The following is an 18,250-nucleotide window of genomic DNA, read 5'->3' on the forward strand; positions in this document are numbered from 1 at the left end:
CGGCAGTGAAACGCTGGCGCGCCGATGGTAGTGAGAGTATAGCTCTTGTGAGAGTAGGTCGTCGCCGGGATTGATCATGAAGCCCCGCCTTGTCACCATGCAAGGCGGGGCTTCTCTGTTTATACTCGAATCCTCATCCCCGCGAAAGAGGCAGGAAATCTGTGAGATGAAATTCTCTCAAATGCTTGAACATGCGCTCATCCAAAGGTATGATAACGTATCATGAATGATGGATTTCCACGTAAGCTTAGATTCTTGTCTTTGCTGGTTTGTTTTCTCCTGGCGGTGTTTGGAATGGGTGTATCGTTGCTGTTGCGCGGAGAGGGGGATGCTGCAATTTGTTTGCGCTCGTTTTTCCCGATATCGACTGGGTATGAGGAATGGATTCCCGGAAGTTTGTACGTAGCTCAGTGGACGGAAAGCGGATTGACTGGGCCAGTGAAGGATATTTTGATTCCTCCGTGGTGGATTGTTTTTGCCATGTTGATTGTCATATCCGGTCAAGACCGCTGGAAGTTATGGATGCGTGGCATGTCGTGGTTCTGTTTGGGGGTGTGGGGGCTGCTCCCTATTGTCTATTGCTTTTTCCCGGCTCTTGCTGATTCCGACATGTTGAAAATGTGCCGTTTGATTCTGTTGATTTATCTGGCTAGTGCAGTTCTTTATTATGTGGTGGTGCCTGTTTTGTGGCCTCGCATGTTGAAGAATGCGGAAGGGAGTGTCGGCATTGACGCTGTGAATCCGACAAAGGGGAAGACGGTCAAGCAGATTGCCGAGAACGGGATTAATTATAAGCCGCGCAAGTTTTTGTTTGGCAAGGCGGATGAGAAGCTTGTAGCGCATTGGGGGATGGTGGGAAAGGCGATTATTGCTCTGTCTAAGACGCGCCGCCGCCGGGTTGCTGTGTTTGCTGTTATCTTGCTGGCATGGCCTCTTCTGGTTTTTACGCTTTCCGGAGGCTCCCAAGGTATTTACGAACGGGATGTTGAATTGATGTGGGAGACAGTGAGGTTGCCGGATGGAACGGTTGTGGCTTCTGTGCCGGCTGTCGAGGCGGCCAGGAGGGTGTTTGCCGATGATGTGGCGTTACGCGGGTTGACACGTGATGAGGTCAGGAAACTGTTGCGATTCGATTTGATGAATCCTGAGTATAAGTTGAATAGGCCCCGTTATTCCTGGGAAGAGGGAAGGATGTTTCTGCGTATTTCTTCCGGCAGGAATTCGGCATTTCTGCAACTGGGTACGAATGATGAGGGGAAGGTGGTTGTTTCTTGGATGGAATCGTTTGCGGATACTCCGAATTTCCTCAAGGAGGCAGTCAATCCCGAATAAACATTTTGCCTCGTTCCGCCATGGAGCGGAACGAGGCAATCGTTAGTGCTTCTAACCGAGCCGGTCTCGTAAGTCGAGCCGGAATGGCGAGTTTATGGGATGATGTAGGCGAGCCAGACGACAGCCTTTTTCTGGGCGATGACAGCGCTGGCTTCCGTGATAGTGGCGGTAACCCATTGCGCTTTTTCCAATGCGACGGGGGCTAGAGCCGAGGAGGCTCCGGTGAACGATTGTTCCCCGGCTGTTTTTAACGAGATGGCATTGGCATAGGCATTTGCACTTTGTTCATTGCCGATTTTGATGGAGAATGTTGTCCCAAACGATTCATTGCAGATTTTGCAGAGATGAGGGACGATGACGGCTCCTTTGGGCAGGAAGACAAGCTGGATGGTATCGTTGGCTACCATGCCTCCATTGCTTTCGATGGTAGAGCGGGCGAATGCAATCCTGCCTCCTAGGACATTGCCTGGGGTGAAGTTGGCAGATTGACCTGTCAGGGTAGCCTGGAGTAGTTCCGCAGTGTCTGAGTAATATGTAGTCATATTGTCCGATTAAGTTATTTGGTTTCTTTGCACATGATTTTGACGAAGCCTTCTTCTTGGAGGCGTGTGGCGCCACAGCTGAATTTGGCACGTACCTGCAGGGCTTCGTCCATGTCGTCGCGCACGGAGAGTTTGACTTTAAAGTCATCCCAGAAGCCGAATTGCGCTTTGCTCTTGACCCATGCGAGACAGGTTCTGACGCTGCCGGAGGTGATGGGAAGGCGTTGGGTACGGACGAATTTGAACCCCATGAAGGTGTCTATTTTTCCTTCGACGAGGGCTTTGATGTTGTTGAAGTCGTAGCTACTGACTTCCGTTTCCCGGAGCAGGCTCATGATTTGCGAGCTGGTGGCGGCAAGGACGAGTTGGTCCCCGAAATGGGAGGAGTCTTGATGCCAGGCTTCGTTTTCTTCAAGGAGCTGCAAAGTGGCTCGCAACTTGGCGACGGTGAGATTGTCGTCCTTGGCGGAACCGGATTCGACATAGTTGACGGCGATGGTCTGGGCGTTGCCGAGTTCGACTGCCTGGAGACCGTCTTCTCCAACATAGTTGGTGCCGAGGAATCCGGTGATCATGACGTCGTCCATGCGACGACCTGCAGCGGCCCTGAGTCCCTCAATAGTTTTGGAGACGGGGACATCCATGTTTCCGAGCTGTTTGGCGTCGAATTCATCATAGCCAATGGCCTTGGTGAAGACGCGCGGCCTCATGGAACGGCGCAGAGTGGGGGCTTCGTCCAGAATGGTTTTGCCGACCCGGGTGGTTTTTTCCTCGAAATCAAGGACGCCGAATTGGTCGAAGAAGACGACCTTTCCGCTGAGGTCCCTGGCAACGGAGACGTAATCTTCCAGCCGGGAAGTTTGCTGCTGGAGGAGGGTCCCCCATTTGTTGGTGTATTTAATCTGATAGTTTTCGTTGATTGTTGTAGCCATAATTGAAATGGTGTTGTAGATGATTGCTGCGGCTGTTGGATTGAACCTGGTTTCTGCCCGGGATTGGGTAGCGAGCAGGTGGTCCTGTCGCTCCATGGGATGCGGGATCCGGTGTTGCCGGATTTGTCCGTGTCACGGTTGCTGTGCCATTATGGAGTGAACTGTATTTCTCGCATCCATTCCGATACGTGATGGTGGACGGGACAGGGAAATGATCTTTTCTTTGGTGAGAATTGTATGTAGATTGCGGAGTCATGAACGAGCCTCTCTCTCCGGACGATCCGTCGATTACACTGCCAGACTTGGAACCGTCCCCGGTTCCCAAGCGGTTGGAACAAGTGAATACGCCTCTTCCGAACAGGGAAAAGATGCGTGCTACACGTAGAAGGCGTGCCGGATGTGTGATTGTGGTGCTTGCTGCATTCATGTGCCTGGCATGTCTGTTCTGTGGTGCGTTCGGTTATGCCTATTTCCAGGAATTGGGGTGGCTGCCGCGTACGCTGCAACAGGAAGAGCCTTCTTCGGTGAGGCTGAATGTGCAGAAGGAAAAGATTTGCGAAGCTGTTAGAATCGATGATGGCAAGAGTTTTCAAGGAATTACGGTGACTTGTTCCCGGAAGGGGGGTGATGGCTCTGAAGCTCAGTCTGCGACGTTGCAGGTGAGTGGAGCTTATGTCGCGTCGTATGGGATTGTGGCTTCTTCGATACGGATTTGGGAGTATTATCCGATGACATCGGAACTTCAGGTGTCGGTACCTAAGCTGAAGGTTGCCGGGTTGCTGGTATTGCCTGGACGGATTACGGATGCAGAGGGCCGCGAGGTTGATAATTTATTGCCAGAGGAACGGGCTGCTATTGCTAGAGAAGCCAGAAACCAGCTCTACCAAAAAGTCGTTGCCGACATGGAGACTGATACGACGATACGCAAGAGATGTACGGATTGTTTCCGGATGCTTTTATCGGCGTTTGGCATTAATCCTGTCCTTGTGGAAGAAGGAATGGGAGTTTCCTGAAATTGGGAGAGAAACTCATGGATTTGTGCTTTCCAAGGAAGATGAATTCTTCTAGAATTCACCTATGGCTTTTGGAAATCAGAGAACAGTCGCCAGCCCGGCAACGCTTGAAGGAACATCTCTCCATACCGGGCAGGCCGTCACCTTGACATTGAAACCTGCACCGATTGATTACGGCATTAAATTCCGCCGGGTTGATCTGCCCGATCAGCCTTTTATTTCGGCTGATGTGGAGAAGGTGCAGACTGTTGAACGAGCAACGTCTCTGGCCGAGGGGTCGGTCAAAGTCCATACGGTAGAGCATATTCTTTCTGCTTTGACTGGGATGGGGATTGATAATGTGGTGATTGAGATGAATGCCAATGAACCTCCCATTGCGGACGGTTCTTCCAAACCTTATGTGGAGCTGATCAAGAGTGCCGGAATCGTGGAACAGGATGCTCCCGTCCGTGTATGGGAAGTCCGTGAACCGGTGACGGTGGAAACGAAGAGCGGTTCTATCCTGACGATTCTTCCTTCCAAAACTTACAGGCTTTCCGTGACGTGTGTTGGACCGGAAGGCCGCATTACTCAGTATTTCGATTCGGTTATTACGCCGGAGACATACGAAAAGGAACTGGCTCCCGCCCGTACTTTTACGTTTTACGAAGATATTAAGCCTCTTTTGGAAAAGGGACTGATCAAGGGTGGGAGTCTGGAGAATGCCGTCGTTATCCGCGGAGAGGAACTCCTCAGCAAGGAGCCGATGCGTTTTAACAATGAGTTTGCCCGGCACAAGGCCATGGATCTGATCGGAGATTTGACTTTGGCCGGTAAGAGGATTCTCGGTCATGTGATTGCTGTCAAGCCGGGGCATGGTCCGAATACGGAACTGGCCTCCCGATTGAAGAAAGAATATACGAGGATGCAGCAGATGAAGCCTCAGAGTACGGATATTCCCTATGGAGATGCCGTACTTGAGACGAAGGAAGTGATGAAGCTGCTTCCCCATCGCTATCCGTTCCTGATGATTGACCGCATTATCGGTTTTGAAGGCGAAACGAAGTGCCGCGGCATGAAGAATGTGACGATCAACGAACCGTTTTTCCAAGGACATTTTCCGGGGCATCCCGTGATGCCTGGAGTGCTTCAGGTGGAAGCGATGGCGCAGCTGGCATCGATTTTGATGCTGCGCATGCCGGGTAATGTCGGCAAGATCGGTTATTTCATGAGTGCCGACAAGGTGAAGTTCCGCCGTCCCGTATTCCCTGGCGACTCCCTGATTATCGAGGCTGAAATGGTTAAGATGCGCGGTAATATCGGTCAGGCGATCGGGCAGTGTCTGGTTAATGGTCAGGTTGTTTCCGAGGCTGAATTGAAGTTCGGTCTTCTGGATGGCTGATGCCTTTTTAGGATAGCTCCTTTCCGGTTTTCCCGTTAGGGGGGGTAACGGAAAGGAGCTGCCTGTTGCAAAGTGCTTACGAGATTGGAATAGATCTATGCCGGCAGGTGATTCAGGAGAGAATCCGGACTATTTGGCCAACCAGCTGATTACTTGTATCGGCAATAAGCGGGCGTTGCTCGGATTTATTGATACGCCGTTACGCCGGGTTAAGCAACGCTTGGGCAAGCATGCTTTGGATATTGCCGATCTCTTTGCCGGGAGCGGAATTGTTTCCCGGTATTTCAAGGCTCATGCGACACGCTTGATTTCCAATGATCTTGAGGAATATGCCCGCATTCTCGGGAAATGTTACCTGACTAATGCCCGCGAGGTAAATATCCGGGCTCTCGAAGAGGCTTTGACCGAGCTTTTGCCCGAGGTTGCCTCAGACCGGGAGGGAGGGTTTATTTCCGAGTTGTACGCTCCGGCCGACGATGAGAATATCCAGCCTGGGGAACGTGTTTTTTATACGCGTCGCAATGCGCTGTATCTGGATGCCGCCTGTCGTGCCATTGGCCGGCGTCCGGAATGGATGAGGCCGTTTTTACTGGGACCTTTGTTGTCGGAGGCTTCGATTCATGCCAATACGTCCGGAGTTTTCAAGGGATTTTACAAGGATGCAGCAGGGATTGGGAGTTTTGGCGGCAGGAAGGGAGATGCCTTGTCTCGGATTACGAGTCCGATTTATTTGTCCATGCCCGTCTGGTCGCGTTTTTCGTGTCCGGCGACGGTTTACCGCGAGGATGCCAATACTCTGGTGCATAGGTTGGATCCGGTGGATCTGGTGTATCTTGATCCTCCCTACAACCAGCACCCCTATGGCTCCAACTATTTTATGTTGAACTTGATTGCGGATTACAGACGGCCGGAGAAGATTAGCGATGTCTCTGGCATTCCCGGGGATTGGACTCGTTCGGCCTATAATTCGTCGGGAAAAGCTAAGGAGAATCTTTTTTCTCTGGTATCTGCCTGCAAGGCATCCCATATTCTGATTTCTTACAATTCCGAGGGGTTTGTTTCCCAGGATGAGTTTGCGGCATTCTTGCAATCTCAGGGCAGATTGGAAACGTATGAAATCCCGTATCTGACATTCCGCGGAAGCCGTAACTTACGTAATCGATCATTGGTTGTGAATGAATATCTCTATCTTTTGGAGAGGTTCTAGTGGAACGGAGATTATTGTCGGAAACGTGGAATACGAAGCATATATTACGTTGCTGAACCGGAAAAATGAAAAAAACGCATCAGACGTGTTGACAAAGCTGCGATAAATATTATTCTACCTCCCCACACACTTCCCTGCGTGCAGTCCGAAAGAGGCGCGGGACATTTCATTCACCAAACAGTTACCTTTTTATTATGAGCAAGAGGACCTATCAACCTTCCAAGCGTTGCCGCAAGAACCAGTTTGGTTTCCGTGCCCGTATGGCTACCAAGAATGGACGCGAAATTTTGCGTCGTCGTCGTGCTAAGGGCCGTAAGCGCCTTCTTCCGAAGGGTGCTGAAATTCAGTACAAGCGCCACACGATCCAGCACGGTCGTTAATCGGCTGTGGCCGGAGAGGCTGGCCATATTACGATTTCTTTTCACGGGCCGCCCCGCGGGGAGATGCGTTTGACTCGTCAACAAAGCATGAATCGGGCATTCCAATTTGCCCGTGTGCGTAGTCAGGGTGCATCTACTGCAGGTCGGCTTCTTGTTTTGAGCGCATGTCCTTTGGATCACGCGGATGAGCCTTCCGCATTTGGCATTATTTGTACCAAGAAGGTCGGTGGTGCCGTTCTCCGTAATACGTTGAAGAGACGTATTCGGGAGCTTATTCGCATGCACGGGGATTCCCTTGCATGCGGTTTGCATGTCGTCTGTGTCTTGAGGTGGCGTGCAGCTACGGCTCCTTTCTCAGCTTTGGAAAAAGACTGGCTTAAGACTCTTTCCCGACTGTTACGGGAGCTGGAAAGGATGAAGGGAGACTCTGCTGAACAGGAGGAGGCGCCCGTATGAAGAAGCTGGTTATTGCGTGTGTGCGGTTTTACCAACGCTTTGTCAGCCGGCCTTTGCATTTTCTTGGCGGACCGATGAGTGGATGCCGTTTTTCCCCGACTTGTTCGCAATATTTTATTGAAGCCGTAGAAATACATGGAATATGGAAGGGAACAACGTTAGGTATCTGGAGGATTTTGCGCTGCAATCCCTGGGGTGGCTCCGGGTTCGATCCCGTGCCTCCGCGTTGTTCGTCCGGCAGTTCTCATTTTCCTGGGGATGGTGACGCTTCCAAATAAGACCCATTTCAACACATTACTTTTTATCTACATTTTCCCAATCAACTACTATGGATCGCAAATCATGGATTATTATAGCCCTTTGCGCGGTATTGCTGGGTGCTGACTACTACTACTCAAGTACTCAGCCCAAGCCTCCCGTAGCACCTCAGTCTGTATCTCAACCCGCAACGAAAACGGCTTCTGCCGATGCGGCGTCAAACTCTCCTGCTCTTCCGGGGGATATGGCGGTTGTTCCGCCTGTTGACGAAAGCAAGCTGGAAACCTGGCCGATGGTCTCTTATGCCGGAGAAGGAAAGGATAGAAAGCCGGTAGCGACGTATTCGATTGCCAATATTGGCGGTTCAATCCGCAATGTGGAGATGGAGGGAGATCTGGTCGATAGTCGCCATGTACCGGATGTCGATGTGAAGATCAATGAGAATGGCACGTACGGTATCGGTACACTCGTGTTTGGGATTACTCCCGCGGCGGATCCCAGTTACGATACGTCCGTTTATTCGAAGGTTGATTCTGAGAGCAACGATGAGAAACTGACCCTTGTTGCACGGCTTGCCAATGGACTTGCCGTGAAGAAGGAATATACGTTTGATCCGTTAAAGGACGAGAACGGCGCTCTTTTGGCAGGCAGCCAATATATGCTGAAACTGAAGATAACGCTTTTTAATCCCATGGATCATGCCGTGCGTCTTCCGGATATGGGCGTTTTTGCCGGTGCGGGATACCCAATTGCCAAGAGTGAAATGGCCGAGGCGTTCACTCACTTTTTCTATATGACGGATGGTAAATTCGTTCAGGAAACGCCATCGTATTTTACAGGGGGCTTTATATCATCTGCCAAGCCGCGCGAGGTGGCTAATCTGGTTAACCTGACCTATGGTGGGGTGATGAGTCAGTATTATGCCAGTATACTGATACCGGCGGAGGATTCCCGCGGTTCGATGATTTACGCCCAGCGTCAGTTGTTCCATCTGAAACATGAAGGAGACCATGAAGTACCCGGGGTCATTTTGGCGATGGGGGCTCCGGTGGTAGATCTTCAGCCCAAGGCCGAGAAGGTGCTTTCGTATGAGATCTATGCGGGCCCGAAGAAGAACCAGGTTCTCAACGAGTTGCCCTATAAACTGGATGAAGTCATGGCATACGGATGGCTAACTATCCTGAGTGCTCCGATGAACTGGTTGCTCAACTTTTTCTTCGGCCTTGTCGGTAACTGGGGTATTGCCATTATCTGCATGACGATTGTGGTGCGCATTGTCATCTGGCCTCTTTACAAGAAGTCCTACATGGCGATGAAGCGTATGTCGCTCGTCCAGCCCAAGATGCAGGAATTGAAGGAAAAGTACCCGAATGATCCGCAAAAGGTCAATGTGGAGATGATGAAGATGTATCAGGAATACGGCATCAATCCTGCCAGCGGGTGTCTGCCAATGCTGATTCAAATCCCGATCTTCTTTGCCTTCTACCGTGTTCTGCAGTACTCGGCGGAGTTGCGCGGTCAGCCTTTTTTCTGGTGGGTTAAGGATTTGTCATTGCCGGATACGGTGTATGAAATCCCGCTTCCCTTTAGCTCGTTCCCGACTCTTCCGGTTAACATTCTTCCTCTGATTATGGCGGTAACGATGGTAATCCAGATGAAGATGACGCCGCAGGCCGGGGATAAGATGCAACGCCGGATTATGGCGTTTATGCCTCTGATTTTCTTTTTCTTCTGCTACAACTTTGCATCGGCTTTGGCTTTGTACTGGACGGCTCAGAACTTGATTAATATGGGACAAACCTTGTTGATCCGTCGTTTGCCCCAGCCGGAACTGACCAAGACAAAGAAAAAGAAAGCCGGTTTTTTGCAACGCATGATGGAGCAGCAACGTATTCTTGCCGAACAGCAAAAGCAACAGGGTGGAGGTATGCGTAACGTAACTCCCGGAAGGAGGAAGAAATAGGCAGAGTCTTGCTATAACGTGTAATTTTTCAAGGAGCTATCTCGGATTAGAGAGATAGCCCCAAATAATAAAGAGCTCTGGCATTTGCTTGTTGTTGAGGCGGGGTAGGGACTAGGAGAGTTTAGGAAGATGTTCTAGTCAATTGTTTGTTTGCCCTCTTCGACATAGCAGCGGAATGATTTCATTTTTCAGGTTTGTTTTTTCTTCCAAGCTTGACCTGATTTTGTCATTGGGTGGCTTGCATGTGCCATGTCGAATTTCCGCATGGTTTCGTATGGAGAAGGATTCGTCAGAAGATTGTTTTGAGGAAAATCAGATCCGGAACAGAATATAAATTCAAATAAAGAATGAAACGATAAGTTTTTATATAAGATTATTATTTATAATGTTTTTTGTATTTATGATTATATGCTTTTAGGATGATAAGTCTTGATATTTAAAAAATATTTTTAGAATGATATTGACATATTGAATGTTTCTGGAAACCATGTAGTATGATTTCCAGGGTATTGAATTGTATATTGTTTCTTTCGATTATTTCTCTTTCAAAAGGAGTTGCCTCAGACCAGGAACCCTACACTTCTTTCTATGTTCCGAATAAATACGTTCAAGAAAACGGATTTCTCAAGGAACATCAAAATCTGATGCATCCTCCCCAATTTGCGAAAATTAAAGAAAAATTACCTCGTCCTGAATGGGATGCCCGACCGGATGTTATTTCGAGTTACTGGAAAGCATGGGAAATGGGATTTAGCAATATTAAGGCGGCGACTCCTCAGAATGGCTTTATTTCCCCATATATTGATCCGGTATTCAACGGTAATATTTTCATGTGGGACTGCAGTTTTATGACAATGTTCGGAAAGTATGGTGCTCATGCTTTTCATTTTCAGGGGACCTTGGACAATTTCTACTGCAAACAGTTACCTGACGGTTTTATCTGCCGGGAAATATATGGTACCAGCGGGAAAAACTGTTTTGAAAAATATGATCCTTCCAGTACAGGCCCCAATATTATGCCGTGGGCCGAGTGGGAATATTATCTCAATTTTAATGACAGGAAGCGTTTGGAGAAAGTATTTCCTCCGTTACTTGCCTATTACCAGTGGATGAACCTTAACCGAACTTGGCAAGACGGATCTTACTATCTTAGCGGTTGGGGATGCGGAATGGATAATCAACCGAGATTACGCGGCAATTACCATCGAGAATTCAGCCATGGTCATATGTCGTGGATAGACGCCAACATGCAACAAATATTGTCCGGTAAAATTCTTGTGTCCATGGCACGGGAACTTGGGCGCGAAGCGGATGTGAAAGACATACAGAAGGAAGTTGATTTTCTTAGTAGATTCGTGAACGAAAAAATGTGGAATTCGGATAAAAAATGTTACGCAGACCGTTTTCGTGATGGCAGTATTTCCGGCGTGCAAACCATAGGTGCCTATTGGGCGCTTTTAGCTGATGTCATTCCCGCAGACCGTATAAAATCTTTTGTTTCTCATTTGGAAAATCCAACCAAATTCAAGCGACCTCATCGGGTGCCGACTCTTTCGGCCGATGATCCCGCGTATGTTAAAAATGGGGGAGGATACTGGTGTGGTGCCGTTTGGGCTCCTACAAATTACATGGTTTTGCGAGGCCTTTCCAGAATAGGGGAAGACAAAATAGCTTTTGATATAGGCTTGAACCATTTGAATAACGTTACACAGGTCTTTCAAGAAACGGGAACATTTTTTGAAAATTATGATCCTGAAATTACCAAGGGACGGTGCCGTCCCGGGATGGTAGGCTGGACTGGTCTGGTTCCCATTGCCGTCCTTTTTGAATATGTTTTCGGTCTCCGGGCAGATGTTCCTCACAATACTCTGATTTGGGACATACGTCTTACGGATTCTTTTGGCGTTAAACAATATCCTTTTGGCAAAGATGGCCTTTTGGACCTTTATTGTGCTTCGCGCCCCAATGGACTCCAAAAACCAGAAATAACAGTTAAGTCTAATCGGGATTTTACGCTTAAAGTGATTTGGGGAGGTGGTTCTGAAGAAATTGCCGTCAAAGCGGAGACAGATGAATAATGCGTGTTATCTAATGAGTATGGATAGTTTTATTCTTTGTTGTCCTAATGAGCTGAGAGAAGGTTGTTAATAGATGGATATTCTGTATGTGCTCGGCAGGCCGCATGATTCCGGGTAAACTTAAACTGCTGCTCCTGTGGTGGGAAGCAGCGGTTTGATCTGGAGGGATGTCCTACATCAATCCGGAAAGGGTGGATGAACCCCGATTTCTGGAAGATGGCTCCTGGGTGGGGTTAATTGTAGAGTTTGACGTAGTATTCGTCGGCCATGCGATCTGCGTCGAAATAGGGATAGATATCGTTCATGGCATTGAAGACGATGTCCATCCATGCGTCGTTGTTTTCGTAATAGGTAGGAAGGACTTTGTCTTCGAGGATGTTGTAGAAGTTGTCGCGGTCGGAACGGTCGCGGGCTTCCGGGGAGAGGTTGGGGGCTGCGGTGGGGATGACGAAGCTGTTTTCTCCGTCTTTGGCAAACTCGCAGATCCAACCGTCGAAGGTGGAGATAGAGACGCTGCCGTTCATGGCGGCGGACATGCCGGAGGTTCCAGAGGCTTCACGAGTGACAACGGGGTTGTTAAGCCACATATCGGAGCCATTTTTCAGCACGCGGCTCAATCCCATTTCGTATCCGACGAGGACGGCGGAACGGGGATATTTGGCGGAAAGCTTGTTGAGGTTGTTGAAAATTTCAATAGCTTTATGATCGGTGGGGTAGGGTTTGCCGGCCCAGATGAATTGAACCGGGCGGTTTGTGCGTTGCAGCATGCGCTCAAAACAGGTGGGATTGCCCGTGATAAGTTCGGGACGTTTATAGGCGGCGAAACGGCGAGCCCAGACGATGGTGAGGCAGTTCGGATCGAAGACACGACCAGTTTGTTCGCCAACGATGCGGAAGAGGTCTTTTTTCAGAGCGCGTTTACGGCGCCGGAAGGCTTCCTTGTCCCGTGAGTGGAAGGCTTCGGCAAGTTCGTGGTCCTGCCAGTATTTCTGGTTCTGAGCATTAGTGATTGAGGTGATCGGACAGATGTTGTCGTAACCCTTCCACATGTCGATGGAGACATCGCCGTGCAGCTTGGAGACTCCGTTGGCTTTGTGGCTGAGCCGCAAGGCCGAGAGTGTGTAGTTGAAGGTGTTGTCGTTGCCGTCCAGCTGAATGGCAGAACGTACTTCGTCCAGAGAAAGGCCATCAAAGAAGGAAAAGGTATTCATCGTGTTGATGTCCATCTTTTCATTGCCGGCTTCTTCCGGAGTATGAGTGGTGAAAACAAGATGCTTGCGGACTTCTTCCACACTCTTGGTTTTGGCGAGTAAGTGGAAGGCGGCAGCCAGGCCGTGAGCTTCGTTAAGGTGGTAGATTTCGGGTTCGACGCCGAGTTCTTCAAAGAGGCGGGCTCCACCCTTGCCGAGCAGGACATATTGCGCAATGCGGGTGAAACCGTTGGCATCATACAGGCGGCGGGAAATGTTACGGCTTTCTTCGTCGTTTTCTTCCAGATCCGTGGAGAGGAAGAACATCGGAGCGGAACCGAAGGTTTCCGGGCGCAGGAAATAGGCTTTGACCCAGACGGGCGCCCCGCAGACGCGAATGAGGAACTTGATGTTGTGATCTTCCAGGAAGGAGTAGTTTTTATGGACGTACTGAGTGGCCATGGAACCGTCTTCCGCACGGATCTGATTATAGTAGCCGTAACTCCAAAGGATGCCGACGCCGACGAGGTTCTGTCTCAGGTCGTGCGCACTCCTCATATGGGAGCCGGAGAGATAGCCGAGACCGCCTGAGTAGATCTTGAAGGCGTTGTCGATTGCGAATTCCATGGAAAAGTATGCAACGCTTTTGGCGTATTTCGGATCGATTTCGTAGGGATGTTCGAACAGTTTCGGGAGAAATGAAGTTGCCATATTTGTGTGGTGTTTATCGGAAAAGCTTATGGAATGTCTTCTGGCAATATCACCTCAAATCCATTTATGGAAGCCGAAAATGATCATTTGACGTAATGTTTGCCTTCAGAGGCCGTTTTCATTGGGAATATTCTGGTACGGAAATTGTCCGGCGTGCGAGCTTTTGGCTTGCCTTTGCATCCTGCTGCGAGCATGAATATCACCATGAAAGCACTGGTGAAAACTCAAGCTGCACCGGGCTTGGAATTGATTGACATTCCCATGCCCGAAGTTGGACCGAACGATGTTTTGATTCGCATTTACAAGACCGCCATTTGCGGTACCGATCTCCACATTTGGAAGTGGGATTCCTGGGCTCAAAGGACGATTCCGGTTGGGATGCAGGTCGGACATGAATTCTGCGGAATCATCGAAAAAGTAGGCAGTGCCGTGAAGAGTTACAAGCCCGGGGAAATCGTTTCCGGCGAAGGCCATATCGTTTGCGGAACATGCCGCAATTGCAAGGCCGGACGCCGCCATTTGTGCCCCAACACCCAAGGGGTAGGCGTGAACCGTCCCGGTTGTTTTGCCGAATATCTCAGCATTCCTCAGGAAAACGTGTATCGTATTCCCGCGGAAATCCCGATGGAAATTGCTTCGATTTTCGATCCTCTTGGCAATGCCGTTCATACGGCCCTGTCATGGGATCTCGTCGGGGAAGACGTTCTGATTACAGGGGCAGGCCTGATCGGTAGCTTGGCTGCTGCAGTTTGCAAGCATGCCGGTGCCAAGAACATTGTCGTCACCGACGTCAATGACTACCGCTTGGAGATTGCTCTCCGCCTGGGGGCGACGCGCGCTATCAATGTAACTCGCGAAAAAGTAACCGATGTCTGGCGCAATGAGCTGGATATGGAAGAAGGTTTCGATGTCGGGTTGGAAATGAGCGGCAATCCCTCCGGATTGAACGATATTCTGGATAATGCTTGTAACGGCGCCAAGGTGTCTCTGCTTGGCATTATGCCCGACCAGGTTGCCGTCAGTTGGGATAAAATAATCTTCAAGGGATTGATGCTGAAAGGGATTTATGGCCGTGAAATGTTTGAAACCTGGCACAAGATGAGCAAGATGGTTCGCGGCGGCATGGATATCAGCCCGATTATCACCCACCGTATCCCGTATACGGACTTTGCCAAAGGCTTCGAAGCAATGGCTTCCGGCAATTCCGGCAAGGTCGTTATGGACTGGATTCTATAATTTTTTAAAATAGGTATTGCCAAAGTGAGGGCGGGTGTGTATAAAGCTTCGCCCTCACCCCGCATGAGCGGATAGGCGAACCTTTTTTACACACATAAGATTATGTCCAAGCATTCCAGTCTCAAAGCTACCGGCACTGTGGGCGGCAAGCGCTCCGTTCTCAAAAGATTTGAACGCGTTAAACTGATGAAGGAACGCGGTCAGTGGAAGAAGGGGCAGAGCCCCATCGGTCTCCCCAAGACCAAACACGAAGACTGATCCGTCTTCTCATCTCTGTCCCTGCCTGGCAGGAACGGGATTTTAACAGATTTCCTTTAAGGAAAGGCCCCTTGGTTTGTCCGAGGGGCTTTTTTTCTCCCGGATGACGCCGCGAGGTACTGTCCGGGAGGAACCATACAGATTGCCGTCGTTCTTTCCTTAGTGACAGGGCGGTGGCGCGATGCCGCTGTGAAGCGGTTCCCAATAGACAATAATAAAATAATATGAATGAAGATATGAATGAGGCCGTAGGTGCCTCTGATGACAATGCCGGTAAAATCAGATTGAATAAGTTTCTGGCATCATGCGGAGTTGATTCCCGCCGTGCAGCGGATCAGCTGATCGTAGAAGGTAGAGTGGAAGTGAATGGCCAGGTTGTTGAAACGCCCGGCATAAGGGTTTCCTCCGAAGATTTTGTAAAACTGGACGGACACCACATGGTTCCCAAAGAACATTCCGTTGTCCTGCTCAACAAGCCGCGTGGTTTTGTATGCAGCCGCGAGGCTCAGGGGGCGGAAGGTACGGTTTATGATCTCCTGCCTCCCAAGTTGCGCCACTTGAACTATGTGGGGCGCCTTGACGCCGATTCGGAAGGCTTGCTTATCATGACTAATGATGGAGAACTCGTCCAGCAATTGAGCCATCCCTCCGAAGGAGTGGAAAAGGAATACTGGGTGACTTTGGATCAGAACTTTGACAACAGTGTGCTGATGCAGTTGCTGAAGGGCGTTCGCATTGCGGAAGGCCAGGCCAAGGCCAAGTATGTCTGCCGTGCATCTGCACGCCGGGCATATATTGTCCTGGAACAGGGATTGAAGAGACAGATCCGCCAGATGTTCGCCTGCCTGGGATTGCGTGTCAGGAAACTGGTACGCGTGCGTATCGGTTCCCTCTGGGGAGGAGATTTGGAACCGGGAAGTTGGAAATTCATGGATCCGGCAGAAGTGGCTCTTGCCTCAGTCAATCCCAAGCGTCCTCGCAAATATTTGGGTGCCAAGGAATTGGCCGCTTATAAGGGAACATCCCGCAAACAGGGTGCTGGGGCTCCCTCTACGTTCCGTGCTTCGGAAACCAATGATGGCGACGAAAACTACGAATTTAATCCGGCAGACTTTGAAGGAGTTGATCTGGACGAGGATACGTATGAATTGTCTCCGGAAATGAAGACGAGATTCTCCGATCAGGAAATTCCGGAACGGAAACCTAGAAATAATTCTTTTGAAGGACGTTCGGACAGGCCTTTTGCCCGCCGCGAAAGTAGCTTTGGAGGCCGTCGTGAAGGAGGCTTTGGAGAACGCCGTGAAGGCGGATTCCGTGGCAACCGCGAGGGAGGCTTTGGAGGCCGTCGCGAAGGAGGTTTCGGGGAACGCCGTGAAGGCGGATTCCGTGGCAACCGCGAAGGAGGCTTTGGAGGTCGTCGCGAAGGAGGTTTCGGAGAACGCCGTGAAGGCGGGTTCCGTGGCAACCGCGAGGGAGGCTTTGGAGGTCGTCGCGAAGGAGGTTTCGGGGAACGCCGTGAAGGCGGATTCCGTGGCAACCGCGAAGGAGGCTTTGGAGGTCGTCGCGAAGGAGGTTTCGGAGAACGCCGCGAAGGCGGATTCCGTGGCAACCGCGAAGGTGGTTTTGGAGGCCGTCGCGAAGGAGGTTTCGGAGAACGCCGTGAAGGCGGGTTCCGTGGCAACCGCGAGGGAGGCTTTGGAGGCCGTCGCGAAGGAGGTTTCGGGGAACGCCGTGAAGGCGGGTTCCGTGGCAACCGCGAAGGAGGCTTTGGAGGCCGTCGCGAAGGAGGTTTCGGGGAACGCCGTGAAGGCGGATTCCGTGGCAACCGTGATGGTGGCTTCCGTGGCAGTCGTGGTGGAGACCGTTGATTTCCGATCCACAATATTCTACAATCCGGTATGAAGTTGCTGAACCTTTGGTTTGTAATAGCCGGAGTGGGAGGGCTGTCTATGGCAGCCCTTCCTGTTTTTTCAGATGAAGCTGCCGGCCTGGAGGCGTTGTCGACGCTTGATCCGGTATCCTCTTCTCCTGCCGTGCTTCGGGAGGCCTGGAAGAAGGCGGAAGCTGCCGGCCAACTAGCAGATTCTCGCCGGTATTGTGAACAATACGTCCAGGCATTGCAGAGCCATGCGGATCAGGGCGATGCGGAAGCCATGGTCGAATTGGGAAAGTTGATGTACCGGGGGACTCCTTCATATCCTAGAAATTTGGAACAGGCCCGCGCCTGGTTTGAAAAGGCTGCCCAGGCCGGTCAGGCGGATTCCCAGTACCAGCTGGCCTTTATGTACCGGAATGGACTGGGCGGAAACAAGGATGAGGCTTTGTCTGCCAAGTGGTATGCCGAATCCCGGAAGAATATGGAAGCTCGTGCTGCCGGAGGTGACGGAGAGGCGGCTTTCTGGGTCGGAATTATGCATTTCAAGGGCGAGGGGACGCCGGAAGATAAAAAACTGGCCCTGCAGTGGATGGAGAAGTCGGCAAAACTCGGGTTCAAAATGGCGGCCGTTTTGCTGGCCAGGATGTATCGTGAGGGCCTGGGGACGGAGCGGAATGAAGGGGAAGCTTTCAGGTGGTTTCTCAAGGCGGCGGAGCAGGGGCAGGGTGATGCCATGATGGAAACCGCCCTCGCTTACAAAAACGCGATTGGCGTGGAACGCGATCTCGCCCAGGCGCGTCATTGGTTTTCCAAGGCTGCCAATCTCAAAAACCCTTATGCCCTGCGCGAATTGGCCGGGATGATGAGGGCTGGCGAGGGGGGAGAAAAAGATATCCCCCAGGCGCGAGCCTACTATATCCAGGCTGCTTCTTATGGGGAACCTTTATCGGCTGTCGAAGCCTCCCGCATGCTGGCAGACGACGAGAATGCTAGTGACGATGATGTCAAAAAAGCTCGCGAAATTCTGTTTGCCGCAGCGGATCGTTTCCGTTCTCCGCTGGGGCAATATGAATTGGGGCTTTTTGATTGGAAACACGGCGACAAGGAATCCGGTGTGTATTGGATTCGTACGGCAGCCATGGGGGGCTATGCTCCTGCCATGGCTCGTATGGGTACCCTTTCCCTTATTCCCTTCAGCGGAGTGACGTGGAACCCCGTTGCCGCATGGCAGTGGTGGGATGCTGCCGCCCAAGGCGGGAATGCTCCTGCCCGGTTCCGGGCGAACTGGCTTCTATGGGGAGGCGGGGGATTTCTTCTGATAGCGGTGGGGACTTTCCTTATTTGGATGAACCGCTGGATCAACCGGAAATGGGCTGTCGAAGAGAAATGAGCGGGATATGGCGCATATTCGCGTTAATCTGGCTTGAACTCCGGAGT

The 18,250-nt window shown here is 50.8% G+C and carries 16 protein-coding genes; 13 read left to right on the forward strand and 3 right to left on the reverse strand.

All coding sequences use genetic code 11. The features are described from left to right. The first annotated feature begins 480 nt into the window (after nucleotides 1-480). The gene (locus QET40_RS00960) at nucleotides 481-1,332 is read left to right on the forward strand and encodes a hypothetical protein (RefSeq protein ID WP_280125294.1); all 852 of its coding nucleotides are present in this window, start codon (nucleotides 481-483) and stop codon (nucleotides 1,330-1,332) included. A gap of 92 nt (nucleotides 1,333-1,424) precedes the next feature. On the opposite strand, the gene QET40_RS00965 is transcribed toward QET40_RS00960, so the two are convergent. Both QET40_RS00965 and QET40_RS00970 read right to left on the reverse strand, forming a co-directional pair. Next, nucleotides 1,425-1,874, reverse strand: a complete 450-nt coding sequence (locus QET40_RS00965) for a hypothetical protein (RefSeq protein WP_280125295.1) — start codon at nucleotides 1,872-1,874, stop codon at nucleotides 1,425-1,427. A 14-nt stretch (nucleotides 1,875-1,888) separates the two neighbouring features. Then, nucleotides 1,889-2,902: a phage capsid protein gene (locus QET40_RS00970; RefSeq protein ID WP_280125296.1), complete on the reverse strand. Its 1,014-nt coding sequence runs from the start codon at nucleotides 2,900-2,902 to the stop codon at nucleotides 1,889-1,891. 158 nt (nucleotides 2,903-3,060) lie between these two features. Here QET40_RS00970 and QET40_RS00975 point away from each other — a divergent pair, with 158 nt between their 5' ends. The 8 genes from QET40_RS00975 to QET40_RS01010 all read left to right on the forward strand — a co-directional run bounded on the left by QET40_RS00975 (nucleotide 3,061) and on the right by QET40_RS01010 (nucleotide 11,542). Continuing rightward, nucleotides 3,061-3,819 carry a hypothetical protein gene (locus tag QET40_RS00975; protein ID WP_280125297.1) on the forward strand — a complete coding sequence of 253 codons (759 nt, stop codon included), beginning with the start codon at nucleotides 3,061-3,063 and terminating at the stop codon, nucleotides 3,817-3,819. A gap of 64 nt (nucleotides 3,820-3,883) precedes the next feature. Beyond that, nucleotides 3,884-5,200 (forward strand): bifunctional UDP-3-O-[3-hydroxymyristoyl] N-acetylglucosamine deacetylase/3-hydroxyacyl-ACP dehydratase, encoded by a 1,317-nt coding sequence (locus tag QET40_RS00980; protein WP_280125298.1) that lies wholly within the window; start codon nucleotides 3,884-3,886, stop codon nucleotides 5,198-5,200. Between the two features lie 97 nt (nucleotides 5,201-5,297). Further along, nucleotides 5,298-6,407 carry a DNA adenine methylase gene (locus QET40_RS00985; RefSeq protein ID WP_280125299.1) on the forward strand — a complete coding sequence of 370 codons (1,110 nt, stop codon included), beginning with the start codon at nucleotides 5,298-5,300 and terminating at the stop codon, nucleotides 6,405-6,407. Between the two features lie 194 nt (nucleotides 6,408-6,601). Continuing rightward, nucleotides 6,602-6,787, forward strand: a complete 186-nt coding sequence (rpmH, locus tag QET40_RS00990) for a 50S ribosomal protein L34 (protein ID WP_280125300.1) — start codon at nucleotides 6,602-6,604, stop codon at nucleotides 6,785-6,787. 63 nt (nucleotides 6,788-6,850) lie between these two features. After that, nucleotides 6,851-7,243 carry a ribonuclease P protein component gene (rnpA, locus tag QET40_RS00995; RefSeq protein WP_280125301.1) on the forward strand — a complete coding sequence of 131 codons (393 nt, stop codon included), beginning with the start codon at nucleotides 6,851-6,853 and terminating at the stop codon, nucleotides 7,241-7,243. Continuing rightward, entirely contained in the window at nucleotides 7,240-7,521 is a 282-nt protein-coding gene (gene yidD, locus QET40_RS01000; RefSeq protein WP_280125302.1) for a membrane protein insertion efficiency factor YidD, read from the forward strand. The genes rnpA and yidD overlap by 4 nt, the downstream gene beginning before the upstream one ends. A 50-nt stretch (nucleotides 7,522-7,571) precedes the next feature. Beyond that, nucleotides 7,572-9,464: a membrane protein insertase YidC gene (yidC, locus tag QET40_RS01005; protein ID WP_280125303.1), complete on the forward strand. Its 1,893-nt coding sequence runs from the start codon at nucleotides 7,572-7,574 to the stop codon at nucleotides 9,462-9,464. Nucleotides 9,465-9,958: 494 nt separating this feature from the next. After that, entirely contained in the window at nucleotides 9,959-11,542 is a 1,584-nt protein-coding gene (locus tag QET40_RS01010) for a trehalase family glycosidase (RefSeq protein ID WP_280125304.1), read from the forward strand. Between the two features lie 233 nt (nucleotides 11,543-11,775). Here QET40_RS01010 and glgP read toward each other — a convergent pair whose 3' ends face one another. Continuing rightward, nucleotides 11,776-13,443, reverse strand: a complete 1,668-nt coding sequence (gene glgP / locus QET40_RS01015) for an alpha-glucan family phosphorylase (protein ID WP_280125305.1) — start codon at nucleotides 13,441-13,443, stop codon at nucleotides 11,776-11,778. Nucleotides 13,444-13,647: 204 nt separating this feature from the next. On the opposite strand from glgP, the gene tdh reads away from it, so the two are divergent. From tdh to QET40_RS01035, 4 genes are all read left to right on the forward strand, one after another. Beyond that, complete coding sequence (tdh, locus tag QET40_RS01020; RefSeq protein WP_322190140.1) at nucleotides 13,648-14,679, forward strand: L-threonine 3-dehydrogenase; 1,032 nt, start codon at nucleotides 13,648-13,650, stop codon at nucleotides 14,677-14,679. 102 nt (nucleotides 14,680-14,781) lie between these two features. Then, nucleotides 14,782-14,937, forward strand: a complete 156-nt coding sequence (locus QET40_RS01025) for a small basic protein (protein ID WP_280125307.1) — start codon at nucleotides 14,782-14,784, stop codon at nucleotides 14,935-14,937. Nucleotides 14,938-15,161: 224 nt separating this feature from the next. Continuing rightward, nucleotides 15,162-16,805 (forward strand): pseudouridine synthase, encoded by a 1,644-nt coding sequence (locus QET40_RS01030; protein WP_280125308.1) that lies wholly within the window; start codon nucleotides 15,162-15,164, stop codon nucleotides 16,803-16,805. A 30-nt stretch (nucleotides 16,806-16,835) separates the two neighbouring features. Further along, nucleotides 16,836-18,203, forward strand: a complete 1,368-nt coding sequence (locus QET40_RS01035; RefSeq protein WP_280125309.1) for a tetratricopeptide repeat protein — start codon at nucleotides 16,836-16,838, stop codon at nucleotides 18,201-18,203. The last annotated feature ends 47 nt before the right edge of the window (nucleotides 18,204-18,250 follow it).

Origin of the sequence: Akkermansia sp. N21169 (assembly GCF_029854675.1) — a bacterium.
GTDB lineage: Bacteria > Verrucomicrobiota > Verrucomicrobiia > Verrucomicrobiales > Akkermansiaceae > Akkermansia.